We start from the raw sequence: 19,059 nt of genomic DNA, 5'->3' as shown, positions 1-19,059 counted from the left end.
ATCGACGAAGGAAAACCGGCGGAGGGGTGGGACGTGAGTGCTCAGGGCGAGGTCGTCCACATCGGGGGTTACACCGCGCAGAGCGGCGGACGGGGTAGCGGCATCGTCGCGGCCCGCCGCGACCCGGCCACCGGGGCACTGACCCCGCTCGGCACGGTCGCGGTCACCCCGTCCCCCTCCTTCCTGGCGCGGCACCCCACCCAGCCCGTCCTCTACGCGGCCAACGAGCTGAAGGACGGCGAGATCAGCGCCTGGCGGGTCGGTCATGACGGCGCGTTGGACCCGCTCGGCAGCCGGCCGACCGGCGGGGCCGAGCCCTGCCACCTGGCGGTGCTCCCGGACGGCACGCACCTGGTGGCGGCCAACTACGGCGGTGGCAGCATCGCGGTGTTCCCGCTCGACGAGCAGGGCGTCCCCGGTGAGCGCACCGACCTGGTGGTGCACGAGGGGCACGGTCCGGACCCGGAGCGTCAGGAGCAGGCGCACACCCACATGGTCTCGCCGGGGGCCGGCCGAGGGCCGCTGCTCGCGGTGGACCTCGGCACGGACTCGGTCTACCGGTACGACCTGGACGTCGCGACCGGGCGGCTGGTGCCCCGCGGGCCGCGGGTGCGGACGGCACCCGGCACCGGCCCACGGCACCTGGCCCGGCACCCGGACGGACGCCGGTGCTACCTCGTCGGCGAGCTGGACGCCTCGGTCACCGCGTACGAGCTGACCGAGGACGGCGCGCTGCATCAGCGTGGTCGGGTGGAGGCGAGCGAACGCTCGGGTCACGTCCAGCCGTCGGAGGTCGCGGTCGGCCCGGACGGCCGTTTCCTCTACGTCGCCAACCGGGGAGTCGGCACCATCGCCGTCTTCGATCTCGCGGGGGAGTTGCCCGAGCTGGTCGCCGAGGTGGACACCGGCGGCGAGTGGCCCCGGCACTTCGCATTGATCGGCGAGCATCTCTACGTGGCCGACGAGCGGGCGGACATGGTGCGCGTCTTCCGGCGCAACGTCGACACCGGTGTGCCGGAGCCGGTCGGGGAACCGGTGCCCGTGCCGAGCCCGACCTGCGTGCTGCCGTGAACCGTTATGCCGGCTTCGCAACACCACGGGACTGTGTCGTCACGCTGAGTCGTTAATCAGTGATCAACTGTCTCTTCAGTGTAACTTTAGTCCGAACGGTTATGGCACGGACGGCACGTTGTACGCAAGATGGTCACCGTGTCAGCAGGCCGCCATCGCATGCGTTCGAAACTCCATCTAGCAGCCGCCGCCGCGACGGCGACGGTGCTCGTCGTCACGACCGGTGTCTGGTTCGGCTATCGGGAGTTGATCCAACCGAGCTGCTCGGGCGAGATCCGGCTCGCCGTGGCGGTCGCACCCGAGCTCGCGCCGGCGGTGGACGCCGCCGCGTCCCAGTGGGTCAAGGACGGCGCCGCGGTGGGGCCCACCTGCATCCGGGTGGACGTGTCCGCGTCCGACCCGGTCGACGTTGCCGCCGTGGTGGCGGCGAAGCACGGTGCCGTGCTCGCGGGTGTGGGGCAGGCCAGCGGCACCGCCGTGAGCCCGGACGTGTGGGTGCCCGACTCCTCGACCTGGCTGCTGCGGTTGAAGAAGGAGGCGAGCGCGTTCGCGCCGACGAACGGCGCGCCCATCGCGCGCAGCCCGATCGTCGTGGCGATGCCCGAGCCGATCGCCGCCCGCCTGGGCTGGCCCAACAAGAAGTTCAACTGGACCGACCTGCTCAAGCAGGTCAGCAACACCAGCGCCCCGCTGCGCACCGGGATCGTCGAGCCGACCCGGGACGCGGCCGGCCTGTCCGGCCTGCTCTCGCTGACCGCGGCCGCCAGCGCCTCCGGCGGCGACACGCAGGGCACGACCGTCGGCGCGCTGCGGGCGCTGGCCACCGGGCGGTCCTCGCTGCGCAACGACCTGCTGGCCCGCTTCCCGACCGCGAACGACGCCACGTCGATCGCCAGCGGCCTCGGTGCGGCGGCGCTCTCCGAAGAGGACGTGATCGCCTACAACAGCAAGAAGCCGCCGGTACCGCTCGCCGCGCTCTACATGGAGCCGGCCCCGATGCCGCTGGACTACCCGTACGCGGTGCTGCCCGGCATCGAGCCGACCAAGGCGTCGGCGGCCCGGGTGCTGTTCGAGCTGCTTACCAGTCCCAGCTTCCGCGACCGCCTGGCGGCGCAGTCGCTGCGCGCGCCGGACGGCAACTGGGGTGACGGCTTCAATGCGCCGCAGGGTGCTCCGAGCCCCTCCGGCGGCGCGCCGACCGCACCGGCGAACGGCGGCACCGCGGCGGGTGGCCTGGACCCGGCCGCCATCCAGCGGGTCGTCTCCAGTTGGTCGATCGCCACCCAGTCCGGTCGGATGCTGGCCGTCATCGACGTGTCCGGCTCGATGAAGGACCCGGTGCCCTCCGCCAACAACCGGAGCCGCGAGGAGGTCACCGTGGACGCGGCGCGCCGCGGCCTCGGCCTCTTCGACGACTCCTGGTCGATCGGCCTGTGGACCTTCTCCACGAAGCTGGTCGGCAGCCGGGACTACAAGGAGCTGGTCGGCATCGGCCCGCTCTCCGGGCAGCGGGCTCAGCTGGAGGCGGCACTCGCCACCATCAAGCCCTCCGACGGCGGCACCGGCCTGTACGACACCACCCTGGCCGCCTACAAGGCGGTACAGGAGGACTGGCAGCCCGGCCGGGTCAACTCGATCGTGCTGTTCACCGACGGCGAGAACGAGGACAGCAACGGCATCTCCCAGGGCCAGTTGCTCGCTGAGCTGAAGCGGGTCGCCGATCCGGAGCGGCCGGTCCAGGTCATCATGATCGGTATCGGTGAGGGCGTCAGCAAGGCCGAGCTGGAGTCGATCACGAAGGTGACCGGTGGCGACGTCTTCGTCACGAAGGACCCGAACGAGATCGGCAGCATCTTCCTCAGCGCCATCGCCCGGCGCCCCCCGGCGCCGCGCTGAGCCGACGCACAGCAACGCACGGGCCCGTCGTACCTGATCAGGGGTACGGCGGGACCTTTCGGTCGTCCATCGCCGCTGAAGAAAAGTGACGGCAATACGTCCGAAGCAATCGGCCGCCATAGTTGTCGGGGCAGGATGTCGACGTGTTCCGGCATCGTCGGTCCGCCTCCGGTCCGACGCGTCGGCCGGGGCCGTCCTGAGCAGAGTGGGAGGGCCGGTGAGTGCGTCGACGCTGTTGACCCCCGCGAGCACCGCGACGCCGAAGCCCCGCCCCGCCGGGCTGGTGGAGCGCGCCGACGAACGGGCGTACGTCCGGGTCCTCGTGGTGCTGGACACCACCATCCTGATCATCGCGTTGCTCGTCGGGCACATCGCCCGGTTCGGTGACGAGGAACCGAGCGGCTCGAAGATCCCGTACGTGCTGGTGGCGCCAGGTCTGGTGCTGGCCTGGCTGCTCTCGCTCAAGGCGTTGGGCTGCTACGACGACCGGGTGGTCGGCTACGGCGCGGACGAGTACCGCCGGGTCAGTTCCGCCAGCCTGCGACTGGCCGGCGCGATCGCCATCGCCGGGTACATCGCCGACGTCGGTGTCTCGCGAGGCTTCCTCGGCATCTCCTTCGCGGTGGGCACCGCCGGGCTGGAGGTGGCCCGCTTCGCCGCCCGCAAGCGCCTGCACCGGGCCCGTTCCCGTGGGGCTGGCTGGTCCCGCAAGGTGCTGGTGGTCGGCGACACCGCGCACGTGCTGGAGTTGGTGCACACGCTGCGCCGGGAGCCGTACGCCGGCTACCAGGTCGTCGGAGCGTGCATCCCGGACGCGCTGCTGGCGCCGGTGGCGCAGCGACTCGGCGACGTACCGGTGGTGGGATCGTTCCGGGGCATCCCGGAGGCGGCCACCGCGATCGGCGCGGACACCGTCGCGGTCACCGCCTCCGGTGAGCTGACCGCGGCCCGGCTGCGCCGGCTCGGCTGGCAGTTGGAGGGGACCGGCGTCGACCTGGTGGTGGCGCCCGCGCTGACCGACGTGGCCGGCCCCCGCATCCACACCCGGCCGGTCGCCGGACTGCCGCTGATCCACGTCGAGGCACCCGAGTTCCGTGGCGCACGCAAGCTGGTGAAGGGCTTCGTCGACCGGTCGGTGTCGTCGCTGGCGCTCGCGCTGCTCTGTCCGCTGATCGCGGTCATCGCGTTGGCCATCAAACTCGACAGCCGGGGGCCGGTGCTGTTCCGCCAGGTCCGGGTCGGCCGGGGCGGGAAGGAGTTCGGGGTGTTCAAGTTCCGCACCATGGTGGTGAACGCCGACGCGCTGCTCGCCGAGCTGACCGCCCGTAACGAGACCGACGGCCTGATGTTCAAGATGCGCGACGACCCCCGGGTGACCCGGGTCGGACGGCTGCTGCGCAAGTGGTCACTGGACGAGCTGCCGCAACTGGTCAACGTGCTGCTGGGTCAGATGAGCCTGGTCGGGCCGCGTCCGCCGCTGCCCTCGGAGGTGGCCCGCTACGACGGCGACGTGGCCCGGCGGCTGCTGGTCAAGCCCGGCATGACCGGTCTGTGGCAGGTCAGTGGGCGGTCCGACCTGAGCTGGGAGGACGGCATCCGACTCGATCTCTACTACGTGGAGAACTGGTCGCTCGCCGCCGACCTCACCATCCTCTGGAAGACCTTCGGCGCGGTGCTGAACAGCCGGGGCGCGTACTGACGTCGTCGGTCAGGTCTGCGGGCCGGTCCAGTCCAGGCAGACCACCACCGCGTCGTCGACCAGGTCGCCGGCCACGAACGCCCGCAGGTCGCCGATCAACGACCGGACGGCGTCCAACGGCTCCATCGGACCGGTCCTTCGCAGGAACCGGTCCAGCGCCGTCTCGCCGTAGCGTGCGTCCTGCCCGGTGGCCTCCAGGACCCCATCGCTGACCACGAAGACCCGATCGCCGCGCTCCAGCGCGAACTTCTGCTCGTGGTAGTCCGTCGCCTCGAACATGCCGAGCGGGAACTGCGCCTCCAGGGGCTGCGGGGTGACCTCACCGTCGCGCAGCAGCACCAGCCGGGGAGAGCCCGCGTCGACCACGGTCATCACGCCGGAGCGCAGGTCCAGTTCCATCAGCAGCGCCGAGATGTGCTGCTGACCCCGGTACAGGTCGTAGATCGCCTGGTCGGCGAGGGCGGCCTGGTCGGCCAGGTCGAGTCCGGCCCGGCGGGCGTTGCGCAGCGCCTGGGTGGCCAGCGAGGTGAGCAGCGACGCCGCGACACCCTCACCGGTGCCGTTGACGGTCGACAGCCAGAGCCGTTCCCCGTCGTCGGACCAGTCGAAGCTGTCGCCGCGCACCGCGTACGCCGGTTCGAGCTGGCCGGCCAGGCTGAACGACGGTCGGATCCGGCTGCGGCCGGGCAGCAGGTCCCACTGCATCTCCGCGGCCAGAGTGAGTCGCTGGCTGCGCCGCGCCGCGCGGTAGACGTCGGTGCCGGCGGAGACGGCGGCCAGTTCGTGGGCCAGCGCGGTCGCGATCTCGTCCAGCTCGCTGAGGACGGCCGGGTCGTTCGGCACCGGTGACAGTCGCAGCACCCCCCGTCGCTCACCGCGCATGCTGACCGGGAACCAGCCGGTGTCGTCGGCGAGCAGCGGCGACTGGTGGTCGAAGGAGCGCCACGCGGGGTGCCCGGGGCCGGTGATGGGGTCACCCTCCGTGAGGGGTAGCAGCTGCGAAAGCCGGTAGTCGACCTGGTACAGCTCGGCGTCGGTGATCCCGTACGCGGTGGCGAGGACATCCGCGACACCGCCGACGATCCGGTCCGCGGGTGTCTCGTTCAGGGCACGTCGTGCCCGATTGACCGGTTCGCTCATCACCACTCCCTCGCTCAAAGCCCAACCACCTGTGGGTTCGGAGTAGTCTCGGGCCACCATGGCCGAAGTGAACGGTCCACCGGACCCTGAGACGAGTATGGCTGCCGCACTGGACGCGGCGGCGGCTGCCCTGCTGAGCGTGTGGGAATCCGCCCGGGAGGAGACCACCAACCGGTTGTCCGGAGTCCAGTTACGGGCTGTCATGGTGGTGGAGCAGTACGACGCTATCAACCTGCGTCGGCTCGCCACCCGGCTCGACATGCTGCTCAGCTCAGCGAGCCGACTCTGCGACCGGTTGGTCGCCGCCGGGATGTTGGAGCGGGAGCCCGGTCGCTTCGACCGGCGGGAGATCGCCCTGCACCTCACCCCGGAGGCTCGCCGGCTCCTCGCCGAGCTGCGGGCGGACCGTCAGGCGCGGCTGACCGCCGTGTTGACCGGGATGAGCCCGGCCGGCCGTGACGCACTGCTGCGCGGGATGCGGGAATTCGACGAGACCGCTCGTCGGCAGCAGGCGCAGAACGCGCCGGTACCGGGTGGACCGGAGGACCCGGACCGACCGACCGGCCGGGCGGACTGGCTGGACGACCCGGACCGGCCCCCGGGCCGGGCGGGGGAGTTGCCGCGCGATCCGGACCGGCAGCCCCGCGGGATGTGGACGAGTGCGCCCGGCACCCCGGACCGGCCGGTCGACACCCACCGGGAGTGGCCCACCGGCGAGCCGCCGGTGGCGCGGACCGCCTGATCCGACCGGTCGGGCGGCGACGACGACGACGACGACCGTGAGGCTCGTCGTCACCGGGGCGCCGACGCGCACACGGCCAGCATGGCGATGTCGTCGTGGGCCTGCCCGTCCTGCCACTCGTCGATCATCTGGAGCAGCCGCTCGACCAGCGCGACCGGCGGCAGCCCGGCCGCCGAGGCGAGCGCGGCCCGCAATCGGTCCTCGCCGAACATCTCCACGTCACGCCGGCCGCCACGCGCCTCGGTCACCCCGTCGGTGTACGCGAGCAGCAGGTCGCCCGGGTCGAGGTGCACCCGGGTCTCGGCGAATCGGGCGGTGGCCAGCGCGCCGACCGGCATACCGCCGATCGGGACCGGGGTGACCGTGCCGCCGGGTGTGACCAGCAGCGGCGCCGGGTGGCCCCCACCGGCGATCCGCACGTCCACGCCGGTCGGCCCGCGTTGCAGGGAGCCGAGCAGCAGGGTGGTGAACTGGCTGCGCCGGGCCGCGTCGGGTGCGTCGAACAACGCGCGGTTGAGCAGCCGGATCAGCTCCAGCGGGCGCTGTTCGACCAGCCGCAGCGTCTGCATCGACTGGCGGACCCGGCCGGTCAGCACGGCCGCGCCGACGCCCTTGCCGCACACGTCACCGAGCGCGAACAGGGCGCCGTCGCGGTGTGGGAACACCTCGTAGAAGTCGCCGCCGATGCGCAGGGTGTCGCCGGCGGCCCGGTAGCCGCCGGCCAGGCTGACGCCGGGCACCGTGGGCAGCTCCGGGGGGAGCAGGCTGGTCTGCAGCACCCGGGCCAGGTGGGCCTGTTCGCCGTACAAATCGGCGGTGGCCAGCGCGGCGCCGGCCCGGGCGGCGAACTCGCGGGCCAGGTCGATGTCGCGCCGGTCGAAGCCGGCCCGCCCGGCCTGGCGGATCAGCAGCAGGGCGCCGGCCGGGCCGCCGGCGGCGCGCATCGGGCTGACCAGCACGGTGCCGGGGCGGCCGAACCCGGGTGGCAGCACGGCGGCCAGGTCGGCGAGGTCGGCGTCCAGCCAGGGGCTCGGCTCGGTGAGGTCGCCGGCCAGCGCCTCGGTCAGCCCGGGGACGGTGTCGGTCAGCTCCGGCCCGGCGAGCCCGGTGCTCGGGGACGGCTCGCCGTCGGCGTACCGGACCCAGCGCAGGTGCGGCTCGTTTGGCGCGGACGGCCGGTGCAGGGCAACGGCGGCGTCGGCCAGGTAGGGGACGGCGAGCGTCGCGGTGGCCCGCAGCGTCTGGTCGCGGTGCAGGGACGATCCGAGTCGGCTGCCGGCCCGGGCGAGGAACGCGGTGCGGGACCGCTCGGCCAGCAGGGCCTCACTGCGGGCCTGCTCCTCGGTGACGTCCCGGATGTACCAGGCGTACCGGTGGCCGGCGAGCTGCCGCCGCGCGCCGCGCAGCCGGCGGCCGCGATGATCGCCGTCGAAGCGCTCGGCGTCGTCGGTGACAGCCCGGGCCAGTGCCGGCACCGGGCACCGGCCCAGCTCGGTGCCGGCGGTGATCTCCGGGAGCAGCTCCGTCGCCATCGCGTTGACCAGGGTGACCCGGCCGGCCTCGTCGGTGGTCAGCACGGCCTCGGCGAGCCCGTCGAGCAGCTCGCGGGCCAACCGGGAATCGGCCGGGAGCGGTTGGTCGGCCCGCCGACGGGGTACCCGCCCACCGCCGCTGACCGGACCGGCGATGCCGCCCTGTCGGGTCGTGGTCACCGCCGGACGCCGGCCCGCGTCTGACGACCTGTGCGCATGGTGCCGTGGACTCCTCGCCTGCGGATCGTTGCCTGACGGCAAGCGTACCGAGGCCCTGTGACAGACGCCCAGCGTGCCGGGGACGGTCAGCCCGTGCGGGCCAGCCATCCGGCGGGCCGGGCGATGATGTGGCGGACCACCGAACCGGCGGCCCCGACCGCTGCGGCCTCCGCGCCGAGTGTCGAGGGCCGCACCGTGACCGGCGACCAGGCGGCGGTGAGCACCCGGGCGGCGATCTCGGTGAGCACCGGCGGGCACAGCCAGGGCGCCAGCGGGGCGTACCCGCCGCCGAGCACCACGGTGTCCAGGTCCAGCAAATTGACCACGCCGGCCACCGCGACACCGAGTGCCGTCCCGGCATCCTGCAGAGCCCGCAGCGCGTCCGCGTCGCCCGCCCCGGCCAGCTCGGCCAGCCGGGCCGTGGCGGTGTCGGCGGGCAGCTCCGCCCGGGCCAGCCCGGCGGCGGCCACGATCGCCTCCTGGCCGGCGTACTGCTCCAGGCAGCCCCGTCCGCCGCAGCGGCACGGGCGGCCCTGCGGGTGGACCGGCAGGTGCCCGATCTCGCCGCTCCAGCCGCGGACGCCGCGGAACAGGGCGCCGTCCAGCACGATCCCGGCGCCGATGCCGACCTCGCCGGAGATGTGCAGGAAGCTGGCCGGGCCGGGCGGTCGGGAGTGCAGCTCGCCGAGAGCGGCGAGGTTCGCCTCGTTGTCCACCACCAACGCCGGTACGCCGGGCACCTGCTCGGTCAGCGCCGGGTGCGCGGCGAGCAGCGCGGGCACCGCGACGTCGCGCCAGCCGAGGTTGGGTGCGAGCCGGACCAGCCCCGCGTCGTCCACCAGGCCGGGCACGGCGAGCGCGGCTCCGGCCAGGGTGAGGCCCTGCCGGGCGGCGTCGGTGCGGGCCTGGCCGGCCAGCTCGACCAGTCGGGCCAGGGCGTCGGCGGGAGCGACCGGGCGCAGGTCGGCCCGGTGCACCGTGCGGTGCCGGACCTGGCCGGCGAGGTCCACCACGCAGACCGCCAGGTAGTCGACGTTGACCTCCAGGCCGAGCCCGGCCGGTCCCTGGTCGGCCAGCACCAGTCCGCGGGCCGGGCGGCCGGCGCCGGCCCGGGGGGCGGGGTCGGCCTCGTCGACGAGGCGGCCGGCGAGCAGGTCCTCGACCACCGCGGAGACGGTGGCCCGGGTCAGGCCGGTCGCCGTGGCCAGGTCGGCTCGGGACGGGGGGCGATCGGCGGCGGCGATCCGGCCGAGCACCAGGGCGAGGTTGAGTTCGCGCAGGCTGCCCTGTCGGACCGCGCCGGCCGGGGCGTGGGTGCGGATCACCCCTTGACAGTGCCATACGGTGGGCAAATAATTCAATCGCTGAACAAATAGCGGACACCACCACCCCGGAGGTTGCTCATGGCACCCCGTCCCACCCCCGCCGACAAGTTCTCCTTCGGGCTCTGGACCGTGGGCTGGCAGGCCCGCGACCCGTTCGGCGACGCGACCCGCCCCGAGCTCGACGCGGTCGAGGCGGTGCACCGGCTCGCCGAGCTGGGCGCGTACGGCATCACCTTCCACGACGACGACCTGATCCCGTTCGGGGCCGACGCCGCCACCCGCGACCAGCACATCGCCCGGTTCCGCAAGGCCCTCGACGAGACCGGCCTCGTGGTGCCGATGGTCACCACCAACCTCTTCACCCACCCGATCTTCAAGGACGGCGGCTTCACCAGCAACGACCGCGACGTCCGCCGCTACGCCCTGCGTAAGGTGCTGCGCAACGTCGACCTGGCCGCCGAGCTGGGCGCCAGCACGTTCGTCATGTGGGGTGGCCGCGAGGGCTCCGAGTACGACGTCGCCAAGGACGTCCGCGCCGCCCTGGACCGCTACCGCGAGGCCGTCGACCTGCTCACCCAGTACGTCATCGACAAGGGCTACAACCTGCGGTTCGCCCTGGAGCCCAAGCCCAACGAGCCGCGCGGCGACATCCTGCTGCCCACCATCGGGCACGCGCTCGGTTTCATCTCCCAGCTGGCCCACCCGGAGATGGTCGGCCTCAACCCCGAGGTCGGGCACGAGCAGATGGCCGGGCTCAACTACGCCCACGGCATCGCGCAGGCGCTCTGGCAGGGCAAGCTGTTCCACCTGGACCTCAACGGCCAGCGCGGCATCAAGTACGACCAGGACCTGGTCTTCGGCCACGGTGACCTGATGAACGCGTTCGCCCTGGTGGACCTCCTGGAGAACGGCAGCCCGAACGGCGGGCCGACCTACGACGGCCCCCGGCACTTCGACTACAAGCCCTCCCGGACCGAGGACATGGACGGGGTGTGGGCGTCGGCGGCTGCCAACATGAGCACGTACCTGCTGCTCAAGGAGCGGGCGGCGGCCTTCCGCGCCGACCCGGAGGTCGTCGAGGCGCTGGCCGCGAGCAAGGTCGGCGAGCTGAGCACGCCGACGCTCAACGACGGCGAGGGTTACGACGAGCTGCTCGCCGACCGGTCGGCGTTCGAGGATGTCGACGTGGACGCGGTGGCCGCCCGGGGCTTCGCCTTCGTCCGGCTCAACCAGCTCGCCGTCGAGCACCTGCTCGGCGCTCGCTGAGGCCGCGCCATGCCGCTGGTCGCGGGCGTCGACTCGTCCACACAGTCCTGCAAGGTGGTCATCCGGGACGCGGAGACCGGCGCCCTGCTCCGGCAGGGCCGGGCACCGCACCCGGACGGCACCGAGGTCGACCCGGAAGCCTGGTGGCAGGCGCTGCGCAGCGCCGCCGACCAGGCCGGCGGGTTGGCCGACGTGGCTGCGGTCTCGGTCGCCGGCCAGCAGCACGGCATGGTCTGCCTCGACGAGGACGGCCGGGTGGTCCGTCCGGCTCTGCTGTGGAACGACCCCCGATCCGCTGACGCCGCCGCCGACCTGATCGAGGAGGCCGGCGGCGGCGCGGTGGGAGGTCGGTTCTGGGCCGAGGCCACCGGCAGCGTTCCGGTGGCCAGCTTCACACTCACCAAGCTGCGCTGGCTGGCCACGCACGAGCCGGAGCGGGCAGCTCAGGTGGCGGCCGTCTGCCTGCCGCACGACTGGCTGACCTGGCGGTTGGCCGGCGCACCGGGGCTGGACGCGCTGCGTACCGACCGGGGTGATGCCAGCGGCACCAGCTACTGGTCGCCGGCCACCGGGCAATACCGGCTGGACCTGCTGGAGCGGGGCTTCGGTCGGCGGTTGGTGGTGCCCGAGGTGCTCGGTCCGGCGGAGTCGGCGGGCAAGCTGTCCGACGTACTGGGTGGGCCGGGCGGAGCGCTGCTCGGGGCTGGCACCGGGGACAACGCCGCCGCCGCGCTCGGCGTCGGCGCCGGCCCGGGTGACGTGGTCGTGTCGATCGGCACCTCCGGCACCGTGTTCAGCGTCGCCGACGTGCCGGCCGCCGACGAGAGCGGTGCGGTGGCGGGCTTCGCCGACGCGTCCGGTCGCTTCCTGCCGCTGGTCGCCACGCTCAACGCGGCCCGGGTGCTGGACGCCGCCGCCGCGATGCTCGGGGTCAGTCTGGACGAGCTGGCCGAACTGGCGCTCTCCGCGCCGGCCGGGGCGGACGGGCTGGTCATGGTGCCCTACCTGGAGGGTGAGCGGACGCCGAACCGACCGCTCGCGACCGGTGCCGTGCACGGCCTGACCCTGCGCACGTCGACCCCCGCGCACCTGGCGCGGGCCGCCGTGGAGGGCATGCTCTGCGCGCTCGCCGACGGGCTGGACGCGTTGACCGCGCAGGGCGCCACCGCCTGCCGGGTCATCCTGGTCGGCGGCGGGGCCCGGTCGGCCGCGGTGCGGCAGATCGCCCCGCAGGTCTTCGGCTGCCCGGTCGTCGTCCCGCCAGCCGGGGAGTACGTCGCCGACGGTGCCGCCCGGCAGGCCGCCTGGGTCGCCCTGGGCGGCGACGCACCGCCCGTCTGGGCGGTCGAGGGCACCGAGGAGTACGCGGCGGCGGCCGTCCCCGCCGTGCGCGACCAGTACGCCGCGGCGCGCGGGTTGGTGCTCGACCGGCGCTGACCGTCGGGATCGACGCGGGTGGGTGCCGGTCGACGGTGACCGGCACCCACCCGCGTGACGATCTCCTTCACGCGGTCTGGTTGGCTGCCGGTCATGACGGTGACCAGTGGCGGGCCCGGCCTGCGCCCGCACGGTCAGGGCGGTGGGCCTGCGCACCGGTTGTACAGCGTCGTGGTGTTCGTACTGCTCGCCTCACTGGACAACGTGGCGATCGGGCTGCTCCCCCCGCTGTACGGCCCGATCTCCGACGCGTTCGACGTGTCCGGGCGGCTGCTCGGCGTGGTCACAGCGGTCAGCTTCCTGGTCAGCGCGGTCGCGGCGGTCGGTTGGGCGTACGTCGGGGACCACACCAACCGCAAACCGCTGCTCATGGTGGGCACACTGCTCTGGGCGGCGGGCACCGGCGGAAGCGCGCTCGCCGGCGGCTACCTGACGTTCCTGGCCGCGCAACTGGTCGCGGCGGTCGGCCTCGGCGCGGTCGGCTCGGTGGGATTCTCCGTGGTCACCGACCTGATCTCGCCGACCCGGCGTGGGCTGGTGATGAGCTTCTGGGGGCTCTCCCAGGGGGTCGGCACCCTCGCGGGCACGCTCGTCGGCGGGCTGCTCGGGGCGGCCGACTGGCGGCGGCCGTTCCTGCTGCTGACCGGCGTCGGCCTGGTCGCCACGCTGGCCTACCTGTTCACGTACGACGTCCGGCGTGGCCAGAGCGAGCCGGAACTGGCCGGCAGGTTGGACGCCGGCACCGAGTACGACTACCGGATCAGCCGCGCCGACCTGCCGCGCATCCTGGCCCGGCGGACCAACCGGTGGCTGATCCTGCAGGGTCTGACCGCGCAGGCCGCGTTCGGTTCGCTGGTCTGGCTGCCGGTGCTCTTCGCCGAACGGGCCGAGGCCCAGGGTTACTCCACGTCGACAGCGGTCGTGGTGGGCAGCGTCTTCGCCACACTGTTCCAGCTCGGTGGGGTGCTGTCCATCCTGGGCGGGCTGATCGGTGACGCTGTGCAACGGCGTACCCCGCGAGGGCGGGCACTCGTCGCCTCCATCGGCATCCTCGCCGCGCTGCCGTTCTACCTGGTGTTGTTCTTCGTACCGGTGACCATCGACGTGCCGGACGGCGCGGGCGGCGGCGCGGTGGTGGGTGCGGTACTGGCCAGTGTGTTCACCGAGCCGTCGGTCGGGCTGAGCCTGCTCACCGCCGTCGTGGCGCTCGCGTTGACGTCGGCCAACTCGCCGAACTGGTTCGCGTTGATCGCCGACGTCAACCCACCGGAGCACCGGGGCACTGTGTACAGCCTGGGCAACCTGGTCAACGGGGTCGGTCGCGCGGCCGGCAACGGGCTGGTCGGGGTGGCCTTCCAGGCGCTTCGAGCGGCATTCCCGCCACCGCTGAACTTCGCCGTCGGGCTGGCCGCGTTCCAGCTCTTTTTCATCCCGACCGGTGTCATGTACTGGCTCGCCTCGCGAACCTCACCGACGGACATCGACAACGTGCACGACCTGTTACACACCCGAGCCGACCGCCTCTGACCCCGCCCGCCCGCGCACTACATCGGATGCAGGGGTCTCGTGTTCGCGTACCGGTAGCTTTCCGGACGAAAAACAACTCCAGCCTGGTGAGAAGGGATAATGATCCGGCTCCAAGCATTCGGTGGTGGTGGGGTGTGGTGCGGCGGGCGGTGCGTGATGCCGCGCGGGTAGCAGAGTTGTTTTACGCGGTGCAGTTGCTGCCCGACCGTGTCGATCGACGTGTGACGCGCTGGTCCTCGGCGACCGGTCGGGACGAACGCGCTGACGGCGTCCACGGGCGAGCCGCCCGTGGACGCCGCAGGGTGGGGAGCTGGCAGACGAGACCGGCTGCGCCTGCGCCGTCATCGATGCGTTCTCGGCTGGGCAGCACTGCCTCCGGCCGGTTTCGGTCCCGTCCAGCAGGCACTAGGCCCTGGAATCCGTCGCCGTTGACCTGCCAGTCGGTCGGATGCGCCCTGGCGCAGTTTCAGCGCGGCGAGCCAACCCTGCTCTCTGGTTCAGCGCTGTACACCACTTCTGGCTGTGCACCACTTCTGGAGGGTGTTCCTTGTTGCGCCGAAGGCCCGTTCGGCGAGCGCGAACACGTGCTCGTCGGTGACCGAGGTCGGGCCTGATCGGCCGACTTCAGGTCGCGCCGTCCGGAGCACCTCATTCAGGCTCTCCTCGGCGGCCTCCAGGGTGTATGCGAGGTCTTGGTCGGATGTCGCGGCCGAGATCATGTGTACGCCGCCGTACTCAATCAGCACGCCGCGACGCAGCAGGCCGGCGTAGAACTCCTGCCCGATGTCGTCGTTCACGAACAGCACCCGGAACATTGACGGCCAACCGAACGCGATGGCTGGTACGGCGGAGCGCTCGAAGAGTCGGTTCAGCCCTTCGATGAGTACGGTGCCGACCTTCTTCATAGCCGTAAACGGCTCACCGGAGCGGAACACCTCCAGGCTGGCCTTGGCTGCGGCGAACGGCATGACCTCACGCTGGTATGTGTAGCCCAGGTAGGCTGATTCCGCGCCGTCGAAGATCTCGCCCCGCCCGGCAACCGCCGACAGGGCAATGCCATTGGCCAGTCCCTTGCTCAGAGTGAACAGGTCCGGTTGAATGCCGGCGGCGGTGGCGTAACCGCCCTGGTCGTACCGGAAGCCGGTCATCACCTCGTCGAGGACGAGCAGGCAGCCGTGACTGCGGACCAACTGCGCGAGCTCAATGTGGTAATCGTGAGAGAAGAAACAGACCTCCGGGGTGACGATGACGCAGGCAACCTCCTGCCACCGCTCGGAGAGCAGGGTGCTGAGTTGCTCCAAGTCGTACCCGAAGTCCACAGTCTCGGGGTCCCGGCCAGGCAGTCCGCCGAACGCGGATTGGAGGTGCCAGTCGTGCCAGCCGTGGAAACCGCTGGTCAGGACCAGCCGGCGCCCAGTGTGTACGCGGGAGATGCGGACCGCCGCCGTGGTCGCGCACGATCCCGTCCGGAAGAACCGGACCCGTTCGGTGCCAGGGAAGAAGCTGAGCAAGGACTCGGCCGTCTCGATCCGAGGCAACGAAAGGGTGTTCGGGACGATGCCGCCCCGTTGCAGCGCGTCGATCGCGGCCTGCACCACGGATGGGTGTCCGATGCCGAGCGGCGCCGCACCGCTGCAAGAGGTGTAGTCGATGTAGCGGTCGCCGTTGGCGTCCCAAACGTGGCACCCTTCGGCGCGGTCCGCTACTACCGGAAATCGTTTCTCCAGATCCCACCGGGGGCTGGCGGTAACCAGTTTCGCCCGCTCGATCAGGGCTGACATGGAGGACATCTGCATCCTTTCGACAATCAGGTCAGGTGCGCGGATTCTGGTCTGCGGGTCAGTCGACGCAGTTGGGATCGGCCGGGCGTGCGGCGGCCGGCCGGGCGGAGAGATTCCGGGCGATGCGCAACGCGTTCGCCTGGATGGTGAGTACCGGGTTGACGCCACCAGCGAAGGGGAACAGGCTCGCGTCCACGACGTGGACGTTTTCGACGTCGTGTAGTCGGCCGTCCGGCGTGGTCACCGATTCCTTCGGATCGGGGCCGGAGCGGCAGGTGCCGTGCAGGTGGCGGCTGCCGCGGTGGAACTCGGTCGGTTCGAACCGGATCCGGGACACCTTAGCCGCGTGCAACAGGTTAGTGGCCTGCTGCGCGAGGAATCGGAGGCGATCACCGTCGCGGGGGTGAATCCGGTAGTCGAGCACCGCCTTCGGTATCCCCCATGTGTCCCTCTGGTGGGCCAGGCGTACCCGGTTGCGTTCGACGGGCTGGTCACCAGCCAGCACGTGCACCCGCACGGTGCGGCCGTCGTCATCGACTACCGGGTTGGCCTGGTACATGATCCCTCCAAGTTGGCCGGGGATGTCGGGATGCAGGTAGTAGTCGCTGAACGCCACGGTCGAGTGAGGCCCTCCAGGAGGTGCGCCCTTGGAAACCGCCCGTACCCCGCTGACATAGCCACTGAGCTTCACCGACAAGCCCGCGCCGACCAGGCCGGAGCTGTTGCCGATGCCGTCTGGCGCCCACTTCGCGGTCGAGTTGAGCAACAGACGCGCGGTCTGCACGGCGTTGGCAGCGAGAATGAACTGCCGGGCTTGGGTGAGGTGCCGGGTCTTCCCGTCAGCGTCGAGCCACTCCACCGCCCGAACCTGCTCCCTCCTGCCCGGAATCAGCCGAAGCACGCGTGCGCCCGTGCGCACCGTCATATCCCTCGCCGAGGGCAGGACATCGAGGACGCGACGGACCGCATCCCCCTTCGCCCCTGACGGGCAGACATGTTCGGTGCAGCCGCTGCACCCCGTGCAGGCCGGGTGGCCCTGGAAAGCACGCGAGTTGATCGCCAACGGCGTAGGGAACGGGTGCAGGCCGAGCCCTCGCGCGGCCTCAGCGAGTATCTGCCCCCGCTCGTCGTGGTCGTGAGGCGGCAGTGGTGCGCCGGCGGATGGCGGTTGCCACAGATCCCCGCTCAGCGTCCGAGCCACGCCGAGTCGTCGTTCCATCTCGTCGTAGTAGGGACGAAGATCGGCGTATCTGACAGGCCAGGTTCCGTCGAGCGCGTCGCCTGCCAAAAAGCGACTAGGAGCGAAATCGATTTCGCGGTAACGGAATGTGATGCCAGCGAAGAAAACGGTGCCGCCGCCAAGCGCGCTCGCCGTCCATGGATTGGACGACTTACGCGGATCTCCCGGCGACAGTGCCCGTTCCCAGGCCTGCTCGGCAGTACGCAGGTTGGCACCCGGTGCGATTCGGTCTCCCGCCTCCAGCACCAGTACCGATTTGCCGTTCGTCGCGAGCTCCACAGCAGCCACCAGCCCGCTGGCCCCGCCACCAAGTACACAATAGTCGTAAGTACGACTTGATTCGTCGCTCAACTTCTCCCCCGGGTTGGTAGTCGACTCATGTAGCTATTTCATTGCAGGTAATCGACTGGCGCTGAGGATGAACTTGTTGCGATGAGGTTTATCTGTAAGTTTGACTCCTGTCTCCGGAGGGCGTGATGGCGACTGGGCCTTGTTCCCGTATGTTTACCGCCCGCGCGCCTAGTCCCGCGAGAAAAACGAACGCGACGGGCACCGCGAGACCGATGGCGAGGCTCGTGGGGGTAGCCACTATCCCGATGAGCATCGGTCCGGAGAAGAACCCCATGTAACCAAGAGTGGATATGTTGGCTATCGCTCGGGTCGGATGAACTTCTGAAACGTCACGACTGGCGGACAGCGCGACCGGCAGCGTGTAGGAAATACCGAAACCGAATAACGCGAAGCCGACAATCCCGATCCACATTCCACCGATAATCAGCGCTGCTCCCATGCCAATGCCGGCGGTCATTGTGCCGAGCAGGAATGGACGTACCGGCCCGAACCGAGAGACCAGGTGGTCACCCGCCAGCCGACCGAGAAACATCGCGGTTACGAAGGCGCCGAAACCGACCGCTGCCAGGGAGCTACTGGCACCGCGCTCGTGCAGGTAAACCGCAGCCCAATCATTTGCCGCGCCCTCGGCTAGAGCGACGCAGAACGCCACTCCGCCGAGTATCACCAGCCGTTTCGGCCAGTGCCGCGCTCGGCGTGGCGCCGTGAATCCATCCGGCACCGGGGCTGACGCGGTATCGACTGCCGAGGGGAGCAGTGCGCGGGACCCGAAGAGGGCAATTACGGCGATGAGCAGGCTGACGACGGAAAAATGTAGCCGGATGGAGAGTCCCGCCTGGGCTGCCAGCGCACCTAGACCGGCGCCACTGATCATGCCGAGGCTATGGTACGCGTGCATGCTGCTGAGGAGGGGGCGGCCAGCAATCCGTTCGACCGCGACGCCGTGAGCGTTCATGGAGACGTCGACCAAGCTGTTGGCGAACGCAAACACCCCGAGGGCGATGGACAGGCCGGTCAGGTTGTTGGCCAGTAGTACCACTGAGAGACTCAGGGCGAACAGCGGCATCACGAGGCGGAGGACTGCGCGACTGCCGAACCGGGGGGTTATAAAACCACCCGCCTGTAGTCCGACAATAGCGCCCAGGTTCAGTCCAGCGAATGCGATAGCTAGGCCGGTATGATCGACGTCCAACTGCGACTGTATCGCTGGAATGCGAGCCGCCCAGGTGGCGAACAGCGCCCCAGTAAGAAAGAACATCAGGCGCACCGACCACAATGCCGGTCGGCAGGTGGACGTCATAGCGGGCATGCTGTTGAGATGATTCGGCAGCATCATTGCGCTTTCCCTCTAGGTGGAAGGGGAGATCGCCGGCTCCCTCTAGGGCGGGCAGCGCGAGACCAATTTCCGGCGTTGATCACGTCTGGTGTCCGGAAACCGATTCCCCGGCGTCATTGCTGAAGGGGTGGCACGCTCGCGACGGCCGTATATAGAGGTTAGCGTTCGATCTCTCCGAAAGGCATGGACGGTAATGGTTGGATGTGTGATCCATCTAACAGTCGCTCCGGACTGCCGTGAGTGTCGAGTCCGGAGGCGTCTTGGTATCGACAGATCTCTATCCCCGAAAAGGTTGCTGGACCCGATCTCGCCATTATTAACGACTGGTGACTTCCCCGTAATCGTGGTGAGCCTCTTTTTGCGCCACCCCCGCGAACGCGCCTTTGCAGCCGCCCAGCGGGAGGCGAGTTCAGGCGGTCGTAGCATTTGATCTTGGTGGGTCGGTGGGACAGGATTCCCGCTGTGCGCAACATGTTGACCTTGACCGATCGTGAGGA

At 70.7% G+C, this 19,059-nt stretch carries 13 protein-coding genes; 7 read left to right on the top strand and 6 right to left on the bottom strand.

The features are described 5' to 3' along the window. Nucleotides 1–33 precede the first annotated feature (33 nt). From AB0H52_RS21525 to AB0H52_RS21515, 3 genes are all read left to right on the top strand, one after another. Complete coding sequence (locus AB0H52_RS21525) at nucleotides 34–1,071, top strand: lactonase family protein (RefSeq protein WP_151490020.1); 1,038 nt, start codon at nucleotides 34–36, stop codon at nucleotides 1,069–1,071. Nucleotides 1,072–1,209: 138 nt separating this feature from the next. Further along, complete coding sequence (locus tag AB0H52_RS21520) at nucleotides 1,210–2,967, top strand: substrate-binding domain-containing protein (RefSeq protein WP_151490021.1); 1,758 nt, start codon at nucleotides 1,210–1,212, stop codon at nucleotides 2,965–2,967. 232 nt (nucleotides 2,968–3,199) lie between these two features. Continuing rightward, entirely contained in the window at nucleotides 3,200–4,666 is a 1,467-nt protein-coding gene (locus tag AB0H52_RS21515) for a sugar transferase (protein ID WP_225854502.1), read from the top strand. A 9-nt stretch (nucleotides 4,667–4,675) separates the two neighbouring features. On the opposite strand, the gene AB0H52_RS21510 is transcribed toward AB0H52_RS21515, so the two are convergent. Next, nucleotides 4,676–5,806 carry a PP2C family protein-serine/threonine phosphatase gene (locus tag AB0H52_RS21510; protein ID WP_151490023.1) on the bottom strand — a complete coding sequence of 377 codons (1,131 nt, stop codon included), beginning with the start codon at nucleotides 5,804–5,806 and terminating at the stop codon, nucleotides 4,676–4,678. Nucleotides 5,807–5,903: 97 nt separating this feature from the next. Here AB0H52_RS21510 and AB0H52_RS21505 point away from each other — a divergent pair, with 97 nt between their 5' ends. After that, nucleotides 5,904–6,548, top strand: a complete 645-nt coding sequence (locus AB0H52_RS21505) for a MarR family winged helix-turn-helix transcriptional regulator (RefSeq protein ID WP_151490024.1) — start codon at nucleotides 5,904–5,906, stop codon at nucleotides 6,546–6,548. Between the two features lie 50 nt (nucleotides 6,549–6,598). Here the strand turns inward: AB0H52_RS21505 and AB0H52_RS21500 are convergent, their stop codons facing one another. Then, nucleotides 6,599–8,260: a PP2C family protein-serine/threonine phosphatase gene (locus AB0H52_RS21500; protein WP_357949516.1), complete on the bottom strand. Its 1,662-nt coding sequence runs from the start codon at nucleotides 8,258–8,260 to the stop codon at nucleotides 6,599–6,601. Between the two features lie 125 nt (nucleotides 8,261–8,385). Next, nucleotides 8,386–9,624, bottom strand: coding sequence for an ROK family transcriptional regulator (locus AB0H52_RS21495; protein WP_357949514.1), 1,239 nt, complete (start codon nucleotides 9,622–9,624; stop codon nucleotides 8,386–8,388). A gap of 78 nt (nucleotides 9,625–9,702) precedes the next feature. On the opposite strand from AB0H52_RS21495, the gene xylA reads away from it, so the two are divergent. The 3 genes from xylA to AB0H52_RS21480 all read left to right on the top strand — a co-directional run bounded on the left by xylA (nucleotide 9,703) and on the right by AB0H52_RS21480 (nucleotide 13,854). Continuing rightward, nucleotides 9,703–10,890, top strand: coding sequence for a xylose isomerase (xylA, locus tag AB0H52_RS21490; RefSeq protein WP_151490026.1), 1,188 nt, complete (start codon nucleotides 9,703–9,705; stop codon nucleotides 10,888–10,890). Nucleotides 10,891–10,899: 9 nt separating this feature from the next. Beyond that, entirely contained in the window at nucleotides 10,900–12,327 is a 1,428-nt protein-coding gene (gene xylB / locus AB0H52_RS21485; RefSeq protein WP_357949512.1) for a xylulokinase, read from the top strand. Nucleotides 12,328–12,420: 93 nt separating this feature from the next. Then, nucleotides 12,421–13,854 (top strand): MFS transporter, encoded by a 1,434-nt coding sequence (locus AB0H52_RS21480; RefSeq protein ID WP_151490028.1) that lies wholly within the window; start codon nucleotides 12,421–12,423, stop codon nucleotides 13,852–13,854. 497 nt (nucleotides 13,855–14,351) lie between these two features. Here AB0H52_RS21480 and AB0H52_RS21475 read toward each other — a convergent pair whose 3' ends face one another. From AB0H52_RS21475 to AB0H52_RS21465, 3 genes are all read right to left on the bottom strand, one after another. Then, nucleotides 14,352–15,635 (bottom strand): aminotransferase class III-fold pyridoxal phosphate-dependent enzyme, encoded by a 1,284-nt coding sequence (locus tag AB0H52_RS21475; protein WP_192580274.1) that lies wholly within the window; start codon nucleotides 15,633–15,635, stop codon nucleotides 14,352–14,354. A gap of 58 nt (nucleotides 15,636–15,693) precedes the next feature. Beyond that, on the bottom strand, nucleotides 15,694–17,226 hold the full coding sequence (locus AB0H52_RS21470) for a GMC family oxidoreductase (RefSeq protein ID WP_151490030.1): 1,533 nt from the start codon (nucleotides 17,224–17,226) through the stop codon (nucleotides 15,694–15,696). 88 nt (nucleotides 17,227–17,314) lie between these two features. Next, nucleotides 17,315–18,562, bottom strand: coding sequence for an MFS transporter (locus AB0H52_RS21465; RefSeq protein WP_357949508.1), 1,248 nt, complete (start codon nucleotides 18,560–18,562; stop codon nucleotides 17,315–17,317). Nucleotides 18,563–19,059 lie beyond the last annotated feature (497 nt).

The sequence above is a fragment of the Micromonospora sp. NPDC050695 genome, assembly GCF_040654415.1.
Classification (GTDB): Bacteria; Actinomycetota; Actinomycetes; order Mycobacteriales; family Micromonosporaceae; genus Micromonospora.
Note: the sequence above shows the minus strand (reverse complement) of the source record. Positions and strands in the feature narration are given on the sequence as shown.

Bases quoted from the DNA above. Each gene is read 5' to 3' on its own strand.
- xylA (WP_151490026.1), top strand. From the start codon at position 9,703: ATGGCACCCCGTCCCACCCCCGCCGACAAGTTCTCCTTCGGGCTCTGG.
- AB0H52_RS21475 (WP_192580274.1), bottom strand. From the start codon at position 15,635: ATGTCAGCCCTGATCGAGCGGGCGAAACTGGTTACCGCCAGCCCCCGG.
- AB0H52_RS21480 (WP_151490028.1), top strand. From the start codon at position 12,421: ATGACGGTGACCAGTGGCGGGCCCGGCCTGCGCCCGCACGGTCAGGGC.
- xylB (WP_357949512.1), top strand. From the start codon at position 10,900: ATGCCGCTGGTCGCGGGCGTCGACTCGTCCACACAGTCCTGCAAGGTG.
- AB0H52_RS21505 (WP_151490024.1), top strand. From the start codon at position 5,904: ATGGCTGCCGCACTGGACGCGGCGGCGGCTGCCCTGCTGAGCGTGTGG.
- AB0H52_RS21465 (WP_357949508.1), bottom strand. From the start codon at position 18,562: ATGATGCTGCCGAATCATCTCAACAGCATGCCCGCTATGACGTCCACC.
- AB0H52_RS21510 (WP_151490023.1), bottom strand. From the start codon at position 5,806: ATGAGCGAACCGGTCAATCGGGCACGACGTGCCCTGAACGAGACACCC.